The organism is Achromobacter colocynthidis (assembly GCF_057334535.1).
This window is the reverse complement of sequence record NZ_JBHFIZ010000014.1, coordinates 41,485-61,065: the sequence shown is the minus strand read 5'-3', so window position 1 is coordinate 61,065 and position 19,581 is coordinate 41,485. Positions and strand designations below refer to the sequence as shown.

14 protein-coding genes are annotated in these 19,581 nt (G+C 64.4%); 5 read left to right on the top strand and 9 right to left on the bottom strand.

The features are described from left to right. Window positions 1-41 precede the first annotated feature (41 nt). From tssE to ACE04A_RS05740, 5 genes are all read right to left on the bottom strand, one after another. On the bottom strand, window positions 42-527 hold the full coding sequence (tssE, locus tag ACE04A_RS05760) for a type VI secretion system baseplate subunit TssE (protein WP_100853052.1): 486 nt from the start codon (window positions 525-527) through the stop codon (window positions 42-44). A 67-nt stretch (window positions 528-594) separates the two neighbouring features. After that, window positions 595-1,098 (bottom strand): Hcp family type VI secretion system effector, encoded by a 504-nt coding sequence (locus tag ACE04A_RS05755; protein WP_006226591.1) that lies wholly within the window; start codon window positions 1,096-1,098, stop codon window positions 595-597. Between the two features lie 45 nt (window positions 1,099-1,143). After that, window positions 1,144-2,655, bottom strand: coding sequence for a type VI secretion system contractile sheath large subunit (gene tssC / locus ACE04A_RS05750; RefSeq protein WP_438858160.1), 1,512 nt, complete (start codon window positions 2,653-2,655; stop codon window positions 1,144-1,146). Next, the gene (gene tssB / locus ACE04A_RS05745; RefSeq protein ID WP_006226593.1) at window positions 2,648-3,163 is read right to left on the bottom strand and encodes a type VI secretion system contractile sheath small subunit; all 516 of its coding nucleotides are present in this window, start codon (window positions 3,161-3,163) and stop codon (window positions 2,648-2,650) included. Before tssB ends, tssC begins: the two co-directional genes overlap by 8 nt. Window positions 3,164-3,236: 73 nt before the next feature. Beyond that, window positions 3,237-3,920, bottom strand: coding sequence for an outer membrane protein assembly factor BamD (locus ACE04A_RS05740; RefSeq protein ID WP_448715834.1), 684 nt, complete (start codon window positions 3,918-3,920; stop codon window positions 3,237-3,239). A gap of 156 nt (window positions 3,921-4,076) precedes the next feature. Between ACE04A_RS05740 and tssJ the strand changes: the two genes are divergently transcribed. From tssJ to ACE04A_RS05715, 5 genes are all read left to right on the top strand, one after another. After that, a complete protein-coding gene (tssJ, locus tag ACE04A_RS05735) occupies window positions 4,077-4,694 on the top strand; it encodes a type VI secretion system lipoprotein TssJ (RefSeq protein ID WP_259252459.1) in 618 nt (205 codons plus the stop codon). Window positions 4,695-4,758: 64 nt separating this feature from the next. After that, window positions 4,759-6,105 (top strand): type VI secretion system baseplate subunit TssK, encoded by a 1,347-nt coding sequence (gene tssK, locus ACE04A_RS05730; RefSeq protein WP_448715833.1) that lies wholly within the window; start codon window positions 4,759-4,761, stop codon window positions 6,103-6,105. Window positions 6,106-6,121: 16 nt separating this feature from the next. After that, window positions 6,122-6,901 (top strand): type IVB secretion system protein IcmH/DotU, encoded by a 780-nt coding sequence (icmH, locus tag ACE04A_RS05725; protein ID WP_100853056.1) that lies wholly within the window; start codon window positions 6,122-6,124, stop codon window positions 6,899-6,901. Beyond that, window positions 6,898-15,528 (top strand): type VI secretion system tip protein TssI/VgrG, encoded by an 8,631-nt coding sequence (gene tssI, locus ACE04A_RS05720; RefSeq protein ID WP_485819930.1) that lies wholly within the window; start codon window positions 6,898-6,900, stop codon window positions 15,526-15,528. Before icmH ends, tssI begins: the two co-directional genes overlap by 4 nt. A 25-nt stretch (window positions 15,529-15,553) precedes the next feature. Beyond that, the gene (locus tag ACE04A_RS05715; RefSeq protein WP_279996466.1) at window positions 15,554-16,054 is read left to right on the top strand and encodes a hypothetical protein; all 501 of its coding nucleotides are present in this window, start codon (window positions 15,554-15,556) and stop codon (window positions 16,052-16,054) included. A gap of 72 nt (window positions 16,055-16,126) precedes the next feature. Here the strand turns inward: ACE04A_RS05715 and ACE04A_RS05710 are convergent, their stop codons facing one another. The 4 genes from ACE04A_RS05710 to ACE04A_RS05695 are packed head-to-tail and all read right to left on the bottom strand — an operon-like array spanning window position 16,127 to window position 19,522. Continuing rightward, window positions 16,127-16,987, bottom strand: coding sequence for a hypothetical protein (locus ACE04A_RS05710; protein WP_448715784.1), 861 nt, complete (start codon window positions 16,985-16,987; stop codon window positions 16,127-16,129). Further along, window positions 16,972-17,832 carry a hypothetical protein gene (locus ACE04A_RS05705; RefSeq protein WP_448715783.1) on the bottom strand — a complete coding sequence of 287 codons (861 nt, stop codon included), beginning with the start codon at window positions 17,830-17,832 and terminating at the stop codon, window positions 16,972-16,974. Before ACE04A_RS05705 ends, ACE04A_RS05710 begins: the two co-directional genes overlap by 16 nt. Next, window positions 17,817-18,677: a hypothetical protein gene (locus tag ACE04A_RS05700; protein ID WP_448715782.1), complete on the bottom strand. Its 861-nt coding sequence runs from the start codon at window positions 18,675-18,677 to the stop codon at window positions 17,817-17,819. Before ACE04A_RS05700 ends, ACE04A_RS05705 begins: the two co-directional genes overlap by 16 nt. Further along, complete coding sequence (locus ACE04A_RS05695) at window positions 18,662-19,522, bottom strand: hypothetical protein (protein WP_448715781.1); 861 nt, start codon at window positions 19,520-19,522, stop codon at window positions 18,662-18,664. Before ACE04A_RS05695 ends, ACE04A_RS05700 begins: the two co-directional genes overlap by 16 nt. Window positions 19,523-19,581: the final 59 nt, after the last annotated feature.

Below are 19,581 nucleotides of genomic sequence, written 5' to 3'. Positions count from 1 at the left end.
CTTCCAGCGCGCAAGGTGCATCCGCACGACAAATTTATTCTTCAGACCGTGGCGGGACTCTTGGCCCAGCCGCGGGTCACGGAGTACTGCAAGGTCGACGGCTGCAAGGTCGCGTCGAAGGTCACGGGTTCGTGGGCGGGGCCCACGTCCAGCATGGCCGTAATCGCGAAATACAGTACCGAGGTCGCCCGGCTGTCCACCTGCAGCATCACCCGCACATGGGTCAGCCGGGGCTCGTGCCGCGCGATGGCCTGCTCCAGCGAACGGCAGATGAACTCGCGGTCGTAATGGCTGGCCAGGCTGAGCCCCGAAAAATCCGACAGCCCATAGGTCAGCAACGAGCGCTGGCAGTTCGGGTAGCGCCGCAGGTCTTCCTCGGTGAACACCATGCGGGTGTTCAGCAGCGCCTCGATATCGCGCGCCACCGTTTCCTTCATTTCCTCGATCGACAGGCGCCGAAGCGCGTAGGGCGATTGGCCCTCGCCTTCGAACAGCTTGTCGAACAGACTCGGTTCGAATCCTTTCATCGGGGCCTCAAACAAAAAAAGACGGCGACCCGGCTCGGGCCGCGGTCTTCTGCCTGCCAGGCCGCGATCAGACCGAGTAGGTCTTGTCGTTCTTGGTCAGGCTCCAGGCGCCCTGGGCGTTACCGCCCTGATTGCCGCCCACCTTCTGCTGCGTGTACTTCCACTGCACGGCGGCGTACTTCAGCGAGAACGACTCGTGCGGCAGCCCTTCGGCAACCACTTCGGGCGCCACGCGCGCGATGATCACGTACTTGAGCTTGATTTCCAGGTACTTGACGCGGTTGCCTTCGCCGTCGGCGCGCAGGAAATCGATGGTGACTTCATCGAACGTGGTGCCGCCCGAGGCGTGCTGATACAGCAGCGGGCTGACGACATCCAGGTCCTTGGTGAAGACCATTTCGCCATGTTCGGTGCGTTCGGCGGTATGGCCACCCGAGGTCGACGCCGTAGCGGAACGCGGCTGGATGATCTCGTGACGCCACGAGCTGACTTCGATCCAATCCGGGTGGTCCTTGTCTTGCGATTCGCCCTTGAGCGCCGGATTGCCGAACTTGACGTAGATGTCCTTCATTGTTGTAAACCTCTTTGAATGGATGAATGGTCAGTGCAACGACGATCAGGATTTCTGAGCCTGCGCCGGCAATTCGGCAACCAGGCGCAACGAGATCGAGAGTTCGTCAAGCTGGAAATGCGGCCGCAAAAACGCCACGGCCCGGAAGACGCCTGGACGTCCAGGCACCTCGGCCACCTGCACCGAAGCTTCGCGCAGCGGGAACTGCGCCTTTTGTTCCTGCGTCGCGTTGTCGTCCAGCAGCACGTACTGCGAGACCCAGCGATTCAGGAAACTCTCTACGGACTGCGCCGATGCGAAGCTGCCGATCTTGTCGCGCATCATCGCCTTCAGGTAGTGCGCCACGCGCGACACCGAGAAGATGTATTGCAGTTGCGCCGACAACACCGCGTTGGCGTTCGCGCTGTCCGTGTTGTATTTCTTTGCCTTCTGCACCGACTGGGCGCCGAAGAAGGCCGCGTAGTCCGAGTTCTTGCAATGCACCAGCGGGATCAGACCCTGGTCGCTCAGTTCTTTTTCGCGACGGTCGGTGATGGCGATTTCGGTCGGGCACTTCAGCGCGATTTCGCCGTCGTCCGTCTTGAAGGTGTGCGTCGGCAGGTTTTCAACCAGGCCGCCGCCTTCCACGCCACGGATCGCCGCGCACCAGCCAAAGTCCGCGAAGGCGGCCGTCAGGCGGGCGCCGAACGCCCACGCGGCGTTGCACCACAGGTACTTGGAGTGGTCGGTGCCATCCACGTCTTCCACGAAGTTGAAACCTTCAACCGTGGTGCCTTCCACCGGGTCATAGGGCAGACGGCCCAGGAAGCGCGGCATGGTCAGGCCGACATAGCGCGAGTCTTCCGAATCGCGGAAGCTGCGCCACTTGGTGTATTCCACCGTGTCGAACACCTTGGCCAGGTCGCGCGGGCGGCCCAGGTCGGCAAAGCTGTCCAGCCCCAGCAATTCCGGCGAGGCCGACGCGATGAACGGCGCGTGCGAGGCCGCCGCCACGTGCGACATCTGCTCGATGAAGTACATGTCTTCGGGCTGGCGCGTGATTTCAAAGTTGCCCAGCAGGGCGCCGAAGGGCGCGCCGCCGAAGGTGCCGAACTCTTCTTCGTAGACCTTCTTGAACATCAGACTTTGATCAAAGTCGATCGCAGTCTGGAAGTCGCGAACCAGATCACGCTTGGTGGTGTTCAGCACCTTGATCTTCAGCATCGGGCTGGTGTCGGTCTCTTGGCACAGATAGTGCAGGCCGCGCCAGGTGCTTTCCAGCTTCTGGAATTCAGGCGCGTGCATCACTTCGCTGAGTTGCGCCGAGATCAGGCGGTCCAGTTCGGCAACGCGCGCATCCAGCATGGCCGACAGGTTGTCGGAGACAACCACGGTGCCCTTCATCACTTCGCGCACCAGTTCGCCAATGATGTCCTTGGCGCGGTCGTGCTCGGCGGTGGACTTGGCCACGCGGCTCTGCTCAACGATCTGATCCAACAGGCCATTCTGTGCGGCGGCCGATGCCGAGTCGGCGGCGGCGGCGCCGGTGGCGTTCTGTGCGGCGGCGGAATTACTCATTGCGGCCTCCCTTGTCGGTCTCGCTGGTCAACTGTTGCAGTTTTTCCGTGCTGGTCAGCACTTCGCCCAGCAGGTCTTCAAGCTTGTCGTTACCGGCAAGCTTGTTGCGCAGGTCGGCCAGCTTGGTGCGGATGTCCAGCAGTTCGCGCAGCGGGTCCACCTGCTGCACCACGGCTTCCGGACGGAAATCCTCGATGGAACGGAACTTCAGGTCGACCCCGAACGTGCCGCCCTCTTCGGTCAGGCTGTTCTTGACGCGGTACGCCGCGCGCGGCTCCAGCCCGCGCATCACGTCGTCGAAATTATCGACGTCGATGTTGACGAACTTGCGGTCTTTCAAACGCGGCAGTTCGGCTTCGGATTGCGCGCTGAAGTCACCCACCACGCCGACCACGAACGGAAGCTCCTTCTGTTCGATGGCGTCGCCCTTCTCCACGTCATACGTAAGCTGAACACGCGGCGGGCGGACTTTCTGCAGTCGTTTCTGAACGCTTTCTTTCTTGGCCATGGAAGGCTCCGTGCAAAGGATCTTGTCTATCGGTCAGCCGTGCGCCGCAGGCCGCGGCGCGCGCTGAGGCGAATTACTTGGTGAGCAGATCGCCGAAGGGATTCGGCGCGCGATTAGGCTGCGGGGCGGGTGGATTAGCGGGTTTGGGCGCGGCGGGTGTAGCAGTGGGCGCAGCGGCGGGCGCAGCGGACGCAGGCGCCGTAGCGGCTTGCGTTGCGGTGCTTCCCGCAGGCGCCGTAGCCGCGGGCACGGCGGGTTCCACCTTGCGTTGTTGTTGGCGACGCGGCGGCGGACGGCGGCCTTCGGGAAACAGCACGTCCTGCCCCAGCGTTTCACGCATGGCGGCGGCCAGCGCCACGGCATCCGCACGCGCATTGCCGGCCAGCAACGCATCGGCGCGCAGGTCAGCCAGGGACTGCATCGCCACGCGCAGGCCGCCCACCGCACGCACCGTCTTGGCCACGAAATCCTGCGGATCGCGGCTTAGCGTTTCGTCGGCGGCAACAATGGCCTGGCCGTATTTCTGTTCGTCAAAACGGATCTTCGCAATGTAGGACCAGGGCTCGCCCTTGGTCGGATTGCGTTGGGCAATCTCTTCAAACTGCGCGACGGCCTGATCCGCGCCCTTCTGCTCCAGCGTCTTTTCCGCTGCGGCCATGGACTGCTTGTATTCCGCATCCGACTGCGGTTTTACCGACGCACAACCGGCCATCAAAGCGATGAGGCCGGCAACAACGACGAGGCGGGGAAAGGGCATTTTTTAAGCACCTAGCAAGGTTGTAACTAGGGGCCGTATTTCAACAACCTTTTGTTAGTACAGCGCTACAGCGCGTGTCTTCATGTTACTCGCGTCGAATTTGCACGCATCGTGCAGCCATCTGTATTGCTTCACACACTTCCGGTATAAAGGGCCATGTCCAAACATATCCATTTATCACGTTTGTTCGCAGTGGCCGCTTGCACGCTCGCAAGCACCGCCATCACTGGATGTGCGGCCGTTTCGGCCATCGGCGCGGTGGCGGGTTTGACCGGTAATGCGATGGAGATGGCGGGCTTGAAAAAACAGGAAAACGCGCCCGTTGATGTGAAATTGACGGTGCACGCCGGAGAAAATTTGAACGCCGGCAGCGGACAAGCGACGGCGGTAGTTACAAAAATATACTACCTGAAGAATCCTGAGCAATTCCAACGTGCGCCGCTCACGCAATTGATAGACACTGCGCAGGAGAAAACCGCGCTGGGGGAAACGGTGCTGGGTTCGCGCGAGCTCACGCTCACGCCGGGACAGCGTGTCGAGACCGTTGAAAAAGTCCCCAAGCAGGCGGAATACATCGCGGTTGCCGGGCTGTTCTATGCGCCGGCGCCGATGCGTTGGAAGTACGTATTCAAAGTCGACGACGTTGAAGACAGTGGCATTGTCCTGGGCGCGCACGCCTGCGCGCTGACAGTCGCCACTGGCAAACCCACGTTGCCGGCGGGCATGCCACCCTACGACCCGTCCCGCCTTTCCGGCGTGCAGTGTCCCGGTTGACGCGCACCGCGCGACTGCCCGCCTTCTATATATATAGAGATAGAAAGACCTGAAGGAGCGTCACTTGAGTTATTCAGCCAAAGTCCTCTGGGGTGAGGGCTTGTTCCTCCGCCCGCAGCATTTCCAGCGGCAGGATGCGTATCACGAAGACCGCCTGGCCGAGATGGCCCGCGCGCTGCATCCCTATGCCTGGGGCCTGCGCTCGGCGCGTTTCGATGCCTCGGCATTGGCCAACGGCATGTTGCGCGCCATTGAAATGACGGCCGTGTTTCCCGACGGCGAGCTCTATAACGCGCCCCACGGCGACGAGCTGCCCCCGCCCGTTGCGCTGCCCGCGCTGGATGGCGTGAGCGAAGCGGTGTTCTATCTGGCCATTCATCCGCTCAAGGCCATCGGCGGCAACTACCGCGACGGCCAGGCGGCAGCCAGCTTCGACACCCGCTACACGCACGACAACGCCCCCGCGCCCGATCTGTACACCGGCGCCACCACCGCCGAACTGACCTACCTGCGCAAAGACGTGCGGCTGATTTCCGAATTCGAGCCGCGCGACGAACTGCTGGCGATTCCGGTGGCGCGCGTGCGCCGCACGGCCAGCGCCGGCTACGAACTGGACACCTCGTTCATTGCGCCCAGCTTGTCGCTGACGGCCTCGGGCGCGCTGCACGAACAACTGCGCCGCCTGCTGGACGCGCTACAGGCCAAGGTCAACGCGCTGTACGGCTTTCATCGCGAACCCAGCAAGAACATCATTGAGTTCCGCTCGGGCGACGTGGCTTCCTTCTGGCTGCTGCACACCGCCAACGAAGCCTACGCCACGCTGTCGCACCTGTTCCATCACCCGCAACTGCATCCCGAACGCCTGTTCCAGGAACTGGCGCGGCTGGCGGGCGCGTTGATGACGTTCTCGAAAGTGCATACGCTGGCCGACCTGCCGGTGTACCGCCACGACGCCCCCGGGCCGGCGTTTGCCCGCATGGATGAAATTCTGCGCGACCTGCTGGAAACGGTGATCTCGACGCGCTACTTCTCCATCGTGCTGGAAGAGCTGCGGCCGTCGTTCCACATGGGTCGGCTGGATTCCGACAAGCTCGACGAAACGACCTCGCTCTACCTGTCGGTGCAAGCCGCGATGCCCGCCCGCGAGCTTTCAGAAAGCGTGCCCATGCGCTTCAAGGTGGGCGCCCCGGAAGACGTCGACAAGCTGGTGCTGTCCGCCATGCCGGGCGTGCCGCTGACCTATACGCCGCAAGTGCCGCCCGCCGTGCCCGTGAAGCCCGGCGCGGTGTACTTCGCGCTGCAAACACGCGGTTCGCTTTACGACCGCATGCTGCAAGCGCGCAGCATCGCCATCTATGCCCCCGCCGGCATTCCCGAACTCAAGCTGGATTTGATCGCAGTTACCCGCTGACAGGAACGACATCGCCATGACCGCTGACGCCCCCTCTCTGATGCCCGGCGCAACGCTGCCTCAACGTGCCGCCGAATTCCATGCCAGCCGGCCCGCCAAGTCTTTGCTGGACCTGCTCTACGACGGCTTCCTGATGCTGTTCCTGGTCAAGAGCGGGCAGGAGCCCACCGACGCCGCCGCGTTCTCGGCGCGCGTGCAGCAGTTTCTGGCCGACTACGAACGCGCCGCCAAGAAGCTGGATATTGCGGCGGAAGACATCTACGCCACCAAGTACGCCTTCTGCGCCGCAGTCGACGAAACCGTGCTGAATTCCGGCTTCGCGATACGCGACGCCTGGATGTTGCAACCGCTACAACTGACCTTGTTCGGTGAGCAACTGGCGGGCGAGAACTTCTTTGCGCGCCTGGAAGACTTGCGCGCGCAAGGCGCGCCGCGCCTGCAATCGCTAGAGATCTATTACATGTGCCTGCTGCTGGGCTTCCAGGGCAAGTACCTGATCGAAGGCCAGGAAAAGCTGGGCTACCTGACGGCGCGGCTGGGCGACGAGATCGCGCTGCTGCGCGGCAAGCGCACCGGCTTCGCGCCGCATTGGCCCCTGCCCGACAAGGTTGCCCACACGCTCAAGCGCGACGTGCCGCTGTGGTCGATCATGACGGTGTTCGCCCTGCTGGGCCTGCTGGCCTTCCTGGGCATGGGCCACTTCCTGAATACGGAAATGCAGACGGCGATGGCGCCGTATCACGACATCGTCAAGCTGGGTCCCCGCGCCGCGCACCTGACCATCTCGCTGCCATGAACGCTTTGCCTTCGAACCCGTCAACCGCATCGGCCTACTCGTCGATGAACATCGCCACCCTGTCGCAACAAGCGCGCATGCTGCGCGTCAGCACGCCGCTGGATGCTGAACTGGTGGCCGAACAGATGACGTTGCGCGAAGGCGTATCGCGCCTGTTCACGCTCACGCTGGACTGCCTGGCGGCCAGCGCCGAGCTTGATGTGGCGTCTTTGCTGGGCAAGGAGATCAGCGTCAGCCTGCTGCTGGCGGACGGCTCGATGCGCCGCTGGCATGCCGTCGTTGAAGGCGTGGATGCGTTGGGCGCTGATGGCGGCCTGGCCCGTTACCGCCTGCACGCCGCGCCCTGGCTGGCCGCGCTGGCCTTGCGGCGCGACAGCTACATCTATCAAGACAGGTCGGTGCAGGACATCGTCAGCGAGATTTTCGCGGACTATCCGCAGGCGGCCTTTGCGTTTGAACTTAGCGACACCCTGCCCCCGCTTGCGACCTGCACCCAGTACCGCGAGTCAGACCTGCAATTCGTCCAGCGCATCCTGGCCGAAGCGGGCCTGTCGTATCGCTTTGAACATCAGCAGGATGACGGCCAAGCGGCGGGTGGCGGCGCGCGCCATCGCGTCGTGATCTTCGACGCGGGCGCGGCGCGCCCCGAAGACCCGGCGTCGCCCCTGCGCTTTCATCGCAGCGACGCCACTGAAACCCGCGACAGCATCACGCATTTCTCGGCGGCGCAGGCCGTGCGCCCCAACGCCGTGGCGCGCGCCGCCTGGAACGAACGCACGCTGACCGCGCATGCCGCGCAAAGCCGTTCGCCCGTGCAGGTGGAAGCCTTGCCGGTGCTGGAAGACTACGACTACGCCGGACACGGCCGCTACGCCGATGACGACGCCGCCGAACAAAGCGCGGCGCGTTCCCTGCGCGCCCATGAATCGCGCATCGTGCGGTTTGCGGGCGCGGGCACCGCGCGGTCCCTGGCCCCCGGTCGCTTGTTCGCGATGACCCAGCATGAGCGCTATGCCGACGGCGGCAGTGGTGGCGGCGAAGGAGACAGCAAGCAGGCGATCGATGAACTGGGCGGCAACCGTTATGTGGTGCTGGAGGTGGTGCACGAAGCCAGCAACAACCTGGGTTCCCAGGCCACCCAGGTGCTGAACACCGCCGACATGGAACGCGGCACCTACCGCAACCGCTTCACCGCGCAGCCCGAAGCCGCCGCGCTGATTCCCGCCTGGCGCCCCCGCCCCACCGCCCCCGAGAGCCTGGCCGCCGTGGTGGTCAGCGCCAGCGACGCCCCCATCACGTCGGACCGCGACCTGCGCGTCAAGGTGCAATTCCCCTGGCAGCGCGGCGACAAGCCCCTGACGGGCGGCCTGCCGCATCGCACGCATGGCGACGCCAGCGGCAACGCCCCCGGCGACGAACGCTCGGGCACCTGGCTGCGCGTGGCCAGCGCCCAAGCCGGCCCCAACTGGGGCGCGCATCACCTGCCCCGGGGCGGCACCGAGGTCATCGTGGAATTTATCGATGGCGATATCGACAGGCCGGTTGTTGCCGGTCAGCTTTATAACGACGCCGATCTTCCGCCCTGGTCCGCCGGCGAGAATGCCGAGACCAATCATGCGGGCGTGCTGAGCGGATGGCATAGCCAAGGCCTGGACGGCGCGGGCCGCAACCAATGGGTCTTTGACGACACGCGCGGCAAACTGCGCACGCGGCTGGCCAGCTCCACCGCCGCCACCCAGCTTGGGCTGGGCCATCTGGTTGAACAGGACCTGGACGACGCCAACCGTGGCGCATGGCGCGGCACGGGCTTTGAACTGCGCTCGGACGCCTGGACGGTCTTGCGCTCGGGCCAGGGCATGCTGGTGTCGGCCACCGCGCGCGAACAAGCCAAGTCCACCCAGGCAGACGCGCAAGAAGCCTTGCTGCTGCTGCGCGGCGCGCAAGACGCATCGCGCCGCTTGAATGACAGCGCCGGCCAGCATCAGGCACGCCCGATGGCGGCGGCCGAGGGCTACGACGAACTGCTTGCCGCGCTGGACCCAGAACAAGACGGGCGCTATACCGCCCAGGTCAACGGCCAGGCCGCCGGCAAGGCCGCGAGCGGCCAACGCACCGACTCGGCCGCCGTTGAACGCATCAACGGCCCGCATCTGCTGATCGACGCGCCGAATTCCCTGAACCTGGCCACCCCCGCCAGCGCCGTGCTGCATGCGGGCGAACACCTGCACGCCACCGCGCAGTCAGACGCGCACGTGGCCGCGCAGCAAACGTATTCGGCGGTATCGGCGCGCTCGGCCAGCGTGTTCGCGCAGCAAGGCCCCATTCGCGCCATCTCGGCGCAGGCACCGGTGTCGCTGCACGCGCACACCGACATCCTGGAAGCGCTGGCAGGTCAGGACATCACCGTGACGTCGTCGGCCGAAGGCATCGAGATCTTGGGCAACCAGCGCGTGACCTTGCAGGCCGCGGGCGGCAGCGTCACGCTGGACGGCGCTGACATCGTATTCAAGGGGCCGGGCCTGTTCTCGGTCAAGGGCGCCACGCACAACTTCGTGGGCCCTGGCAGCGACGCCGCCAACCTGCCCGCCTTGCCCAGCACCACCGTCGACGACCCGCTGATCGTCAGCGCGGAACTGGTCCACAAGGACGGCGCGATGGCCTCTGCCGCCAAGAAGGCGGCGTCTGGATTGATGGCGGGCTTCGGCGGTGCAGCCGGTGCTGGCGCTGCCGGCGTTGGGACGGCTGGGCTGGGCGACATCATGCCCAGCGGTTTGGCGGAACTGGGCCAGAAGGCGGCGGGCGCCGCGTCCAAGCTGTCGCAGCTTGCCGGCCAGGCGAATACGCTGGCCGGGATGGCCAAGAACCCGATGGGCGCGCTGTCTGCCGCGCCGGGCTTGCTGGGCAACACCAGCCCTGCCATGGGCGGCTTGCTCAATACCGCCAAGAACACCATGGGCATGGTCTCGCAGGCGCGGGCCTTGGCCGCGAATCCCATGTCGGCCCTGCCGACTGCGTCGAAGCTACTTGGCTCGGTAGCCCCGGGTGCAAGCGGCATGATCGATTCCGCCGCATCAGCGGCCGGCAAGGTGTCACAAGCCGCCGCGCTGATCAAGGACCCGTCGGCCGCACTGCCGGCTGCCACGGAAATGCTGGCTTCGGTTGCGCCGGAAGGGGCATCGAAGATGATTTCCGGAGCGGCGACGTTCGCGGGAATGGGGTCGGGTGCGGGGTCGGGTGTTGGAACAGACGCTGGCGCAAGCGCTGTTGCGGGCGGAACTGCCTCGCAAGCATCTGCTGCCGAAGCCACGTCCGTGGCTGGCGCCGCACCGGCAACGGCCGCTGCGCCGAGTGCGGCGACTGGCGGTACGGTGCAAGCACCGCAGGCGCCTGCCGCATCCAGCCCATCTACTGCACCTGCCGCATCTGCTGCACCTGCCGCACCTTCCACATCCACTGCATCCGCCACATCCGCCGCGCCCTCCGCTGCTGATCCGGCTGCCAGCTCACCCACCGTCGCGTCAGCACCTTCGGTTGCAAGCACGTCCCCATCCGCGTCGCCGCCTGTCGCCAGCGCTGCACCGGACGTAGCCAGTTCCCCCTCGGGTATCACGACGCCCGCGAGCGATGCGGCGCAAGCGTCCCCGACGGTGACCGCTAGTGCTGCCGGTACGGCAACCAGCGCTGCACCGGTGAATGCCGCTACGGCTGCGCCCGCCGCTGGGGCTGCCGCTGTAGATACACCTCCCGCCGATTCGCTTGGCGCGTCACCCATGACAATGGCAGGTTCCGCATCAGCGCCATCGGTCGCAGGCGCGGGTGCATCCTCCATTGCACCTTCAATTGCGACGGCAGGCGCATCCTCGGTTGCCCCGTCGATCGCGACGGCTGGCGCATCTTCCGCCGCCCCCGCGATTCTGGCTACCGGCGCGGCGGGCAGTGCGTCTTCATTGGCCGCTTCGGCCGTACCCACGGGTGCGGCTTTCGATGCGCCCTCCTTGGGTTCGGCTTCAGATTCCTTCGTAGCACCTACCGGTCAAACCGCCGTATCGCCCTCCTCGTTGCCTTCCTCCCCCGTCTTCACGGCGTCCACGGAAAGCGCCGCCTTGCCCGACCTTGCCGCTTCGGCCGCGCCCACGCAAACCGACCCGGCAATAGGCGGCGTCATGGCAGCCACCGCAACGCCTCAGACGATCGTCGCGACAGACCTCGGCATGCCAACTGTCGGCACCAGCCAGATCGCAACGTCCATCCCTGCCGACGCAACCATCAATGCCTTGCCTGCCGGCTCGCTTTCCGGTGCTGATGCCAGCACGGTAGCCACGACGCTTGCCAGCGCGTCCGACATGACGCTGGACGTGGCAAGCGCATCGACGACATCCAATGCGGCAGGCACAGGCTTTTCGCAGTGGTCCACGCAAGACACCGCGGGCATGCCCGATGCCTTGGCGTCTGTACAAGACAACCCGACGCCCACGATGACGGACGCCACATCGACGCTGGCGACAGCGGACCACACGCCGATAGCTGCCGCCGCAACGCTCGCGAGCGCTTCCGGCAGCGGCAGTGGCAATGGCAGTGGCAATGGCCTGCTCACCGCCGCCGTCGCAACAGCAGGCGCAGCCACCTCGCTGCGCGCGCTCGCGGGTGAACAAGGCCAAGCGCGCAGCACCGGCGCTTCCGATGCATCTGGCACGTCTGCTACATCCGATGTGTCGGCCGCTTCTCCTGCTTCGGCCAACACGCCTGGTTCGACTCATTCCTCTGCGTCTGCTGCCACTTCGGCGTCGGACTCCTCTTCTTCTTCGGCCTCATCCCCTGCTTCCGTCAGCCCAACTGGATCCGTCGATTCGGTTGCCAGCGATGCCCCAGCGGCTACGACTGCGGCTGCGACTACGGCTACGGCTGCGGCTGCGGCCGCGTTCCACGCGACGGCAAACGCCGAATTGACGACGCGCGCGCCGTCGGAACCGACGCCTGCTGATGCCCGCATCGCGGCCGGCTCTGCCGCGCTTCACGTCACATCCGACACCGCGTCCGCCCAGGCCAACGGCAGTGCCGCACGCTCGGCGCACGCCGCCAGCCCCACAACCGCCGCGACGACACCTTCCTCGTCGTCCTTCACCGCCCCCGGCACGCCCGTTGTGCAAGACTCGGCTTCAGTCGACGCTCACGCCGATGCTCGCGCAGCGCATAGCGAGTCCGCATTGCCCAGTACCGCGGTGCTTGCATCCCTGGCGGCTAGCGCAGGCGCATTGTTTGCCAGCGCGGCTAATGCAACCAGCAATGCGGCGAACGCGGCATCGTCGGCCACCGCTGCTGGCGGCGCGATGTCTGGCGCCATCGACCTGGGCAACGTTGATGCACAAGCCCCGGCCACGTTGCAAGGCGTCAACCTGCCCGACGCCACAAGCGGCGCGGCGGCGTCGTCCGCCGCAGGCATGGCGCATGACGAAACGCTTGTGCAACTGACTGGCGCGGACCAAGGCACGAGACTGGCGACGAACACTTCCGTCGATATCTCCGCTGACGCAGCAAGCGTTGCCACGCCTGATGCCGACACATTGATCGCATCAAGCAACACCATGCCGACCTCCGGCATCTCCACGCAAACACCTGGCTTCGTTTCCAACACGCAGAGCCCCCTGCCGCAAGGCGCGGGCCTGCCCGGCGGTTCAGGCGACGGTGGGCTGAACCTTCCCGGCACACAAGCCTCTGCTGGCGCAAGCGCGGCGTCCGGCGTGGCGGGCGTCGGTGCGGGTGCGGGTACGAGTGCGGGTGCGGGTGCGGGTGCGGGTGCGGGTGCGGGTGCTGGTGCTGGTGCTGGTGCTGGTGCTGGTGCTGGTGCCGCTAACGCGGGCTTGGGCGCCTCCGGCAGCAGCGCGGCAGGCTCGACCACCGCGACGACTACCGCCGCGACCAGCGCCGCTAACGGCTCCACCAACAGTGCCGCCACCGCCACCGCTCCCTCGACAGCCCAGACTGGCGCCGACACAAGCACAGCAGCCTCTGCCCCCGCGAACGCCGGCACAGCCTCCGTCGCCGGAGACGCTAAGATTGCCGGTGGGTCCGGAAGCGAATCCGCCTCTGTCGCCTCGGCAGGCGCAGGCGCCGACACGCCCGCCGCCGCTGCGGGTGCAAGCTCGACCAACGCCGTTAGCGGCACGGCGCCGGATGCCTCGGCAGACACCGCTGGCAGCGCTGCCCACGCACCAGCCAATGCGACCGGTGACACAACGGGCAATGCGACCGGCAACGCGTCGGCCAGCGCGTCATCAGCCAATACATCGGCCAATGCGCCCGCCAGTGCTTCCGCCGACGCATCGGCCAACGCATCGGCCAGCCCATCCGCCAATCCGTCAACCAACACACCGACTGGCGGATCCGGCCATGGCGCGGCCAACGCACCCGCCACCGCCACCTCGCCCGCGACAGCAACGGCTAGCACCGCCTCCACCAACGGCGCGTCGCCCTCAACCACCCCCACCTCGCCCGTCACCAGCACTCCCGTCCCCAAAGCGCCCACCGCAACCCCTCCCGCCTCGGCAGGCACGGCAATCACCGCCGCCCCCGCCACGCCGGACGCGAACCTGGGCAGCGCTACCGCGCGCGCGGCGGGCATGTCCGACAGCACCCCCGCCACCCGCGCCACGGATCTTTCCGCCGTGGGCGGCGCGGGCGCATCGGCCGCCGCCACCACCGCAAGCGGCTCCGGCGCGTCGGGCATCGCCGCCGTCGCGGGCGCTGGCGGGCTGGCGACGTTCGCGCAGCAAGCCAGCGCCGCGTCCACCGCCCTATCCAGCGCGTCCACGTTTGCGGCGGGCGGCGTCAGCGCCAACGTCAGCGCGGCCATCGTGCCGGTCATGACGCAGGCGCTGAACGCCAGTGGCGACCGCATGGCGGCCCTGAGTTCCGCCGTGGACACGCTTTTCACCCTGCCCGACGTCAAGCAAGCCAACATCCCGTCGGTGGCAGGCGCCATCCTCAGCATGCCGGGCCTGTCTTCGTCGTCGGTGCCGAGCGTGATCGGCGCCATCCTGCAATCGCCCACGCTGGCCACCGAGACGCTGCCCAAGGTGGCCGAGGTGCTGATGAAGATTCCCGGCGTGGCCGATTCCCCGCTGCCGCAGATTGCGCGCGACGTGCTGGACTCGGTCGGGCTGGGTCCCGTGGCGCGCACCCAGGGCACGAACCTGCCCGGCGGCACGCCGCCTGCCGATGGCTCCGGCCGCGTCGTGCCCGGCGTATCGACCTATCGCGCCCGTCAGGACGGCGCGCGCCTGCAATACGTGAACCTGGACCAGGTTGCCGAACGCTGGAACGACGGCAACGCGCTGACCACTACCGAACGGCAGTCGAACCGCCCCCGCATCCACGTGGAGTTCAACCGGCCCGGCCAGCACCGCTTCACCATCACCGTGAAGGCCGACCCGGCCAACATCCCCTACTCCGCCCGTGAACGCGGCCGCCGTGCCAGCTATCAGGAACCGCACAGCAACCCGCGCAGCTACGTCACCAACGCCGACGGCACCCGCATCGTGGACGACATCGCGCTGCCCGCCGCCGGCCTGAACCTGTACCTGTTCGAGGTGCGCGACGAACGCGGCCAACTGATCAAGACCGAGCGCGTCGAGACCGTGCGCCGCCTGTACATCCAGGAAGTCATGTGCATGAGCGCGCGTCCGGCACATCATCTGGCCGATGTCACGCCGGTCACCGCGGAATTCGCGCTGCACGGAATCGACATGATCCAGCTTCCGCGCCTGCAATTCCGGGGCCGCTCGGCAGTTGACGCCGCCGACACCCCCGAGTCCCAGCACGCCATCATGGACGCTGTCCGCGCCGTCTACGCCAGTTCCGCCGGCAAGCAGCGCGAGCCCTACACGCTGGTGGTCTGCCACGTCGACCGCCTGGCCGCGCCGGGCGTCAGTGGCGCCATGCGCCTGCCGGTGCCCGCCGGCCCGGGCGGCCGCGTCATGACCGTGCCCATCGTCAACGACGACCGCAGCCAATCCAGCCTTTGGTACGAGTTCGACGCCAGCGACGACTGGCTGGTGCACGCGCGCTACATCCACACCGACGCCTCGGGCGCCGAGCGGTCGATTCCGATTCCGCGCCACTTGATCACCCCCATCCGGGAAAGCAATGGCTCGGTCTGGTCGGTGTCGGTGGACCTGACCCGCGTGTCGCCCACGCCGCTGACCGGCATACTGAACATCCAGTTCAACACCGTGGCCGCCAGCTACGCCGGCCTTGCCATCACGGGCACCAACTTGCTGTTCGTCTCGACGCTGGACCCTTACGAGCCCAACTCGCAGGCCTACCTGACCGAGACCCTTGCCCACGAAATGGGCCACTTGCTGGGCATGGTGCCCAGCGGCCCCGACTGGCCCGGCCTGCGCACTCAGGACGATTCGGCGGACGATTCAAAGCTGGACCCGCCGCCGCACTTCTACTACAACGCAGGAGGCCACTGCTACTACGGCCTGCCCGACCAGAACGGCGAGTACAACGAAGAAATCGGGCAGTGCGTGATGTACGGCATCACCTGCGCGAACATTCATTTCTGCCCAAGTTGCAGCAAGGCCGTGCGCAAGGTCGACTGCTCCGAAGGCTGGACGGCATTCTGACGCCGGCCATTTTTAGAAAACCGACATGCCCATCATGACGACCGACTGGATTGAACCCGCCACCTTCGCTTCGGTGCCCGCGCACTCGCAGAAGGAACACGCCTGCATGCCGCCGCTGCAAGGCTACGACGCGCAAATGCGCATCGCCGCGCCCACCCGCGTGACGATCCGCGACGGCAGCACGCTGACCATCCCCGTCTGCGCGCGCGGCATCCTGCCCGTGGTGGAAGACCCGCAACTGCCGCGTTTTGTGGCGGTGGATACGCGCACCGGCAAGGTGTACCGCGGCATCGCGTTCAACTACGTCCGACCCAAGCTGCCCAACGTGTCGGTCGACCCCAGCGAGGGTGCACCCCCGCCCAAGATCCCGCTACCGCCCGGCATGACGGTAGAAACGCGCTTCACCACTGATATGGCCGGCGTACTGCACCTGCCCGCCACGCCCGCGACGTACGAGGTGTATATCGAGGCAGAGAACGTGAAGTCGAATACGGTGACGATCGAGGTGGAGGCGGGGAAGAAGTAAGGGTGGCAAAGGGGGGATCTTGCGGCGCTGCCTTAAGCGTTGCTAAGGCGAACTCGCTCCAGTTTTAGCCGATCAACCCTTTACGCATGCTTCACTTCCAGGCATGCCCACCGCATGCACTTTCGCGGCTACGGCAATTCCTTGAACCTCGCTGCACACGTTCTTGTCTCCGGGCGGAGCGCCAGTCGCCTTCATATGGGCGATCTTCTCTTTTGACAGTGCAAACACCGCGCGGCCAAAGTCGCCAGGCTGTCGGTCGGGGGCTTTCAGAATGGATGCTATCTCTGCATCGCTCTCAAAATCAGACGCCACGACAAAGTACAGATACATGTAGGCGCGCATGTCTTCAGCGTCTTCGATGCGATACCGCATCCAGGCTTGCTTCGTGACCTTTGCAAGCACATCGGTCAACTCGTCAGCGTGCTTATAGCCGACCAGCTCGTTACGGTACTTGCCATACAACCAACGCGTCGTCTCGACGATTGGGATTCTTTCTTGCCCCAATAATTGACGGCTCAGAGCAAGCTCCATATGTTCATCGGGATAGATGTGCAGTTCCAGGATTAGCGTGCCATCGCCTTCGGGAATCTTCGTAGCCGGAAAATGCACCAACGCTTCCTTCTTGAACATCACCTTGTCGAACGTGTCATCAAACATGTGCTTGCGAATCAAATCGGGATCGCCCCCACTCCAATTCACGGTGAAGTCAGTTCCCCTGAACGTGTAGCAGCAAGAGACGCTTCCCGCGCCGCCGCCAGAGGGAAGGACGCTGGAACTGGCCACGCTGCCCGACGCGTCACTGAGACGAACCGGCGCCAGGTTCCAAGGGGTGTAGTTGTACGTAATGAAGCTGACGCCTGAGTAAGTAGGCTCGGCATTGCAGCCCGCTAACAGCCCCAGCCAAATCAACACGCCGATCAGTCCTTTACGCATGCCTGATCTCCCATCATTCCAACCGCATGCACCTTCGCTGCCGCGACGACTCCTTGAACCTCATCGCACACGTTCTTGTCTCCGGGTGGTGCGCCGGTCGCCTTCATTTGCGCGATCTTGTCTTTTGATAACGTAGCCACCGCGCGACCAAAGTCGCCAGGCTTTCGGTTTGGCGCTTTCAACATCGCTGATATGTCCGCATCCTTATCAAAATCGGACGCCACGAGGAAGTACAGATACATGTACCCGCGCATATCCTCGGCGTCTTCGATGCGATACCGCATCCAGGCTTGCTTCGTGACTTTCGAAATAACATCGTTCAACTGAGCAGGGTGCTCGTATCCGACAAGCTCGTCGCGATGATTTCTGTACAGCCAGCGCGTGGTTTCGACGATCGGGATCCTGGCATTCCCTGCCAGATTGCGGCTTAACGCAAGCTCCATATGTTCATCGGGATAGATGTGCAGTTCCAGGATGAGCGTGCCATCGCCGTCGGGCATTTTCGTGGCCGGAAAATGCACCGACGTTTCCTTCTTGAACATCACCTCGTCGAACTTGTCGTCGAACATGTGCTTGCGAATCAGATCGGGATCGCCCCCACTCCAGCTAACGGTGAAGTCAGTCCCCTTGAATGCATAGCAGCAAGAAACCCTTCCCGCGCCTCCGCCGGGGGCAAGAATGCTGGAACTGACCTCGTTTCCCGACGCGTCACTGAGGTTAACCGGCTCTAAGTTCCAAGGCGTGTAGTTGTACGTAATGAAGCTGACGCCTGAGTAGGTAGGCTCGCCGTTGCAGCCCGCTAATAGGCCCAGCCAAATCAGTACGCCGATCAGCCCTTTACGCATGCCTGATCCCCCATCATTCCAACCGCATGCACTTTCGCAGCCGCGACGACTCCTTGAACCTCATCGCACACGTTCTTGTCTCCGGGCGGTGCGCCAGTCGCCTTCATTTGCGCGATCTTGTCTTTTGACAGCGCAGCCACCGCGCGACCAAAGTCGCCAGGCTTTCGGTTTGGCGCTTTCAACATTGCCGCTATCTCTGCATCTTTTTCAAAATCGGACGCCACCATGAAATAGAGATACATGTAGGCGCGCATGTCTTCGGCATCTTCGATGCGGTAACGCATCCAGGCTTGCTTCGTGACCCTTGCAAGAACATCTCCCAACTCATAAGCATCCTCGTATCCGACCAGCTCGTCGCCGTACTTCCTATACAACCAGCGAACGGTATCGACGATGGGGATCCTGGCGTCCCCTGCCAGATTGCGGGTCAACGCAAGCTCCATATGTTCATCGGGATAGATATGCAACTCCAGGATTGGCATTCCATCGCCGTCGGGCATTTCCGTCGCCGGAAAATGCACCGACGTTTCCTTCTCGAACATCACCTCGTCGAGCTTGCCGTCGAACATGTGCTTGCGAATCAAATCGGGGTCGGCCCCGCTCCACGTGACCGTGAAATCAGTGCCTGAAAACGTGTAGCAGCAAGAAACCCTTCCCGCGCCCCCGCCAGCAGCGAGCGAGCTGGAACCCGCCACATTCCCCGCGCTGTCACTGAGGCTAACCGGCGCCAAGTTCCACGGCGTGTAGTTGTAGGTAATGAAGCTGACGCCTGAATAGGTGGGCTTGCCATCGCAGCCGGCCAGCAGGCCCAGCAAGATCAGCGCCCCGATCAATCCTTTGCGCATGCTTCGCTCCCGAGCATTCCCGCTGCATGCACTTTCGTCGCGGCGACTATTCCTCGAACCTCATTGCACACGTTCTTATCTCCAGGTGGTGCGCCAGTCGCCTTCATCTGCGCGATCTTCTCTTTTGACAGTGCAAACACCGCGCGGCCAAAGTCGCCGGGCTTTCGGTTCGCATCATTCAACAGCGCAGCGATCTCCGCGTCCTTATCGAAATCAGATGCCACAAGGAAGTACAGATACATGTAGCCGCGCATATCCTTGGCGTCTTCGATGCGGTATCGCAGCCACGCCTGCTTCGTGACCTTTGCTAGAACATTTTTCAACTGGGTCGCGTGCTCGTATCCGCCCAGCTCATTACGGTATTCGCCGTACAGCCAACGAGCGGTTTCGATAATCGGGATCCTGGCGTTTCCCGTCAGCTTGCGGCTCAACACAAGCTCCATATGCTCATCGGGATAGATGTGCAGTTCCAGAATAAGCGTGCCTTCCCCACCGGGTATCTTCGTGTCCGGGAACTGCACCGCCGTTTCCTTCTTGAAGAGCACCTCGTCGAATTTATCGTCGAACAGATGCTTGCGAAGCAAAGCTGGATCCCCTCCGCTCCATTGCACGGCGAAGTCGGTACCCTTGAACGTGTAGCAGCACGAGACGCTTCCTGCCCCGCCGCCCGCGACCAGTGTGCTGGAACTGGCCACGTTGCCCGATGCATCACTAAGGCTAACCGGCTCCAGGTTCCAGGGCGTGTAGTTGTACGTAATGAAACTGACGCCTGAATAGGTCGGTTCGGCATTGCAGCCGGCCAGTAGGCCCAGCCATATCAGCACGCCGATCAATCCCTTACGCATGGGTCGCTCCGAAGCCACCTAACGCCCAGCTTTCATACTGCCGCCGCATCGCTTTAGAT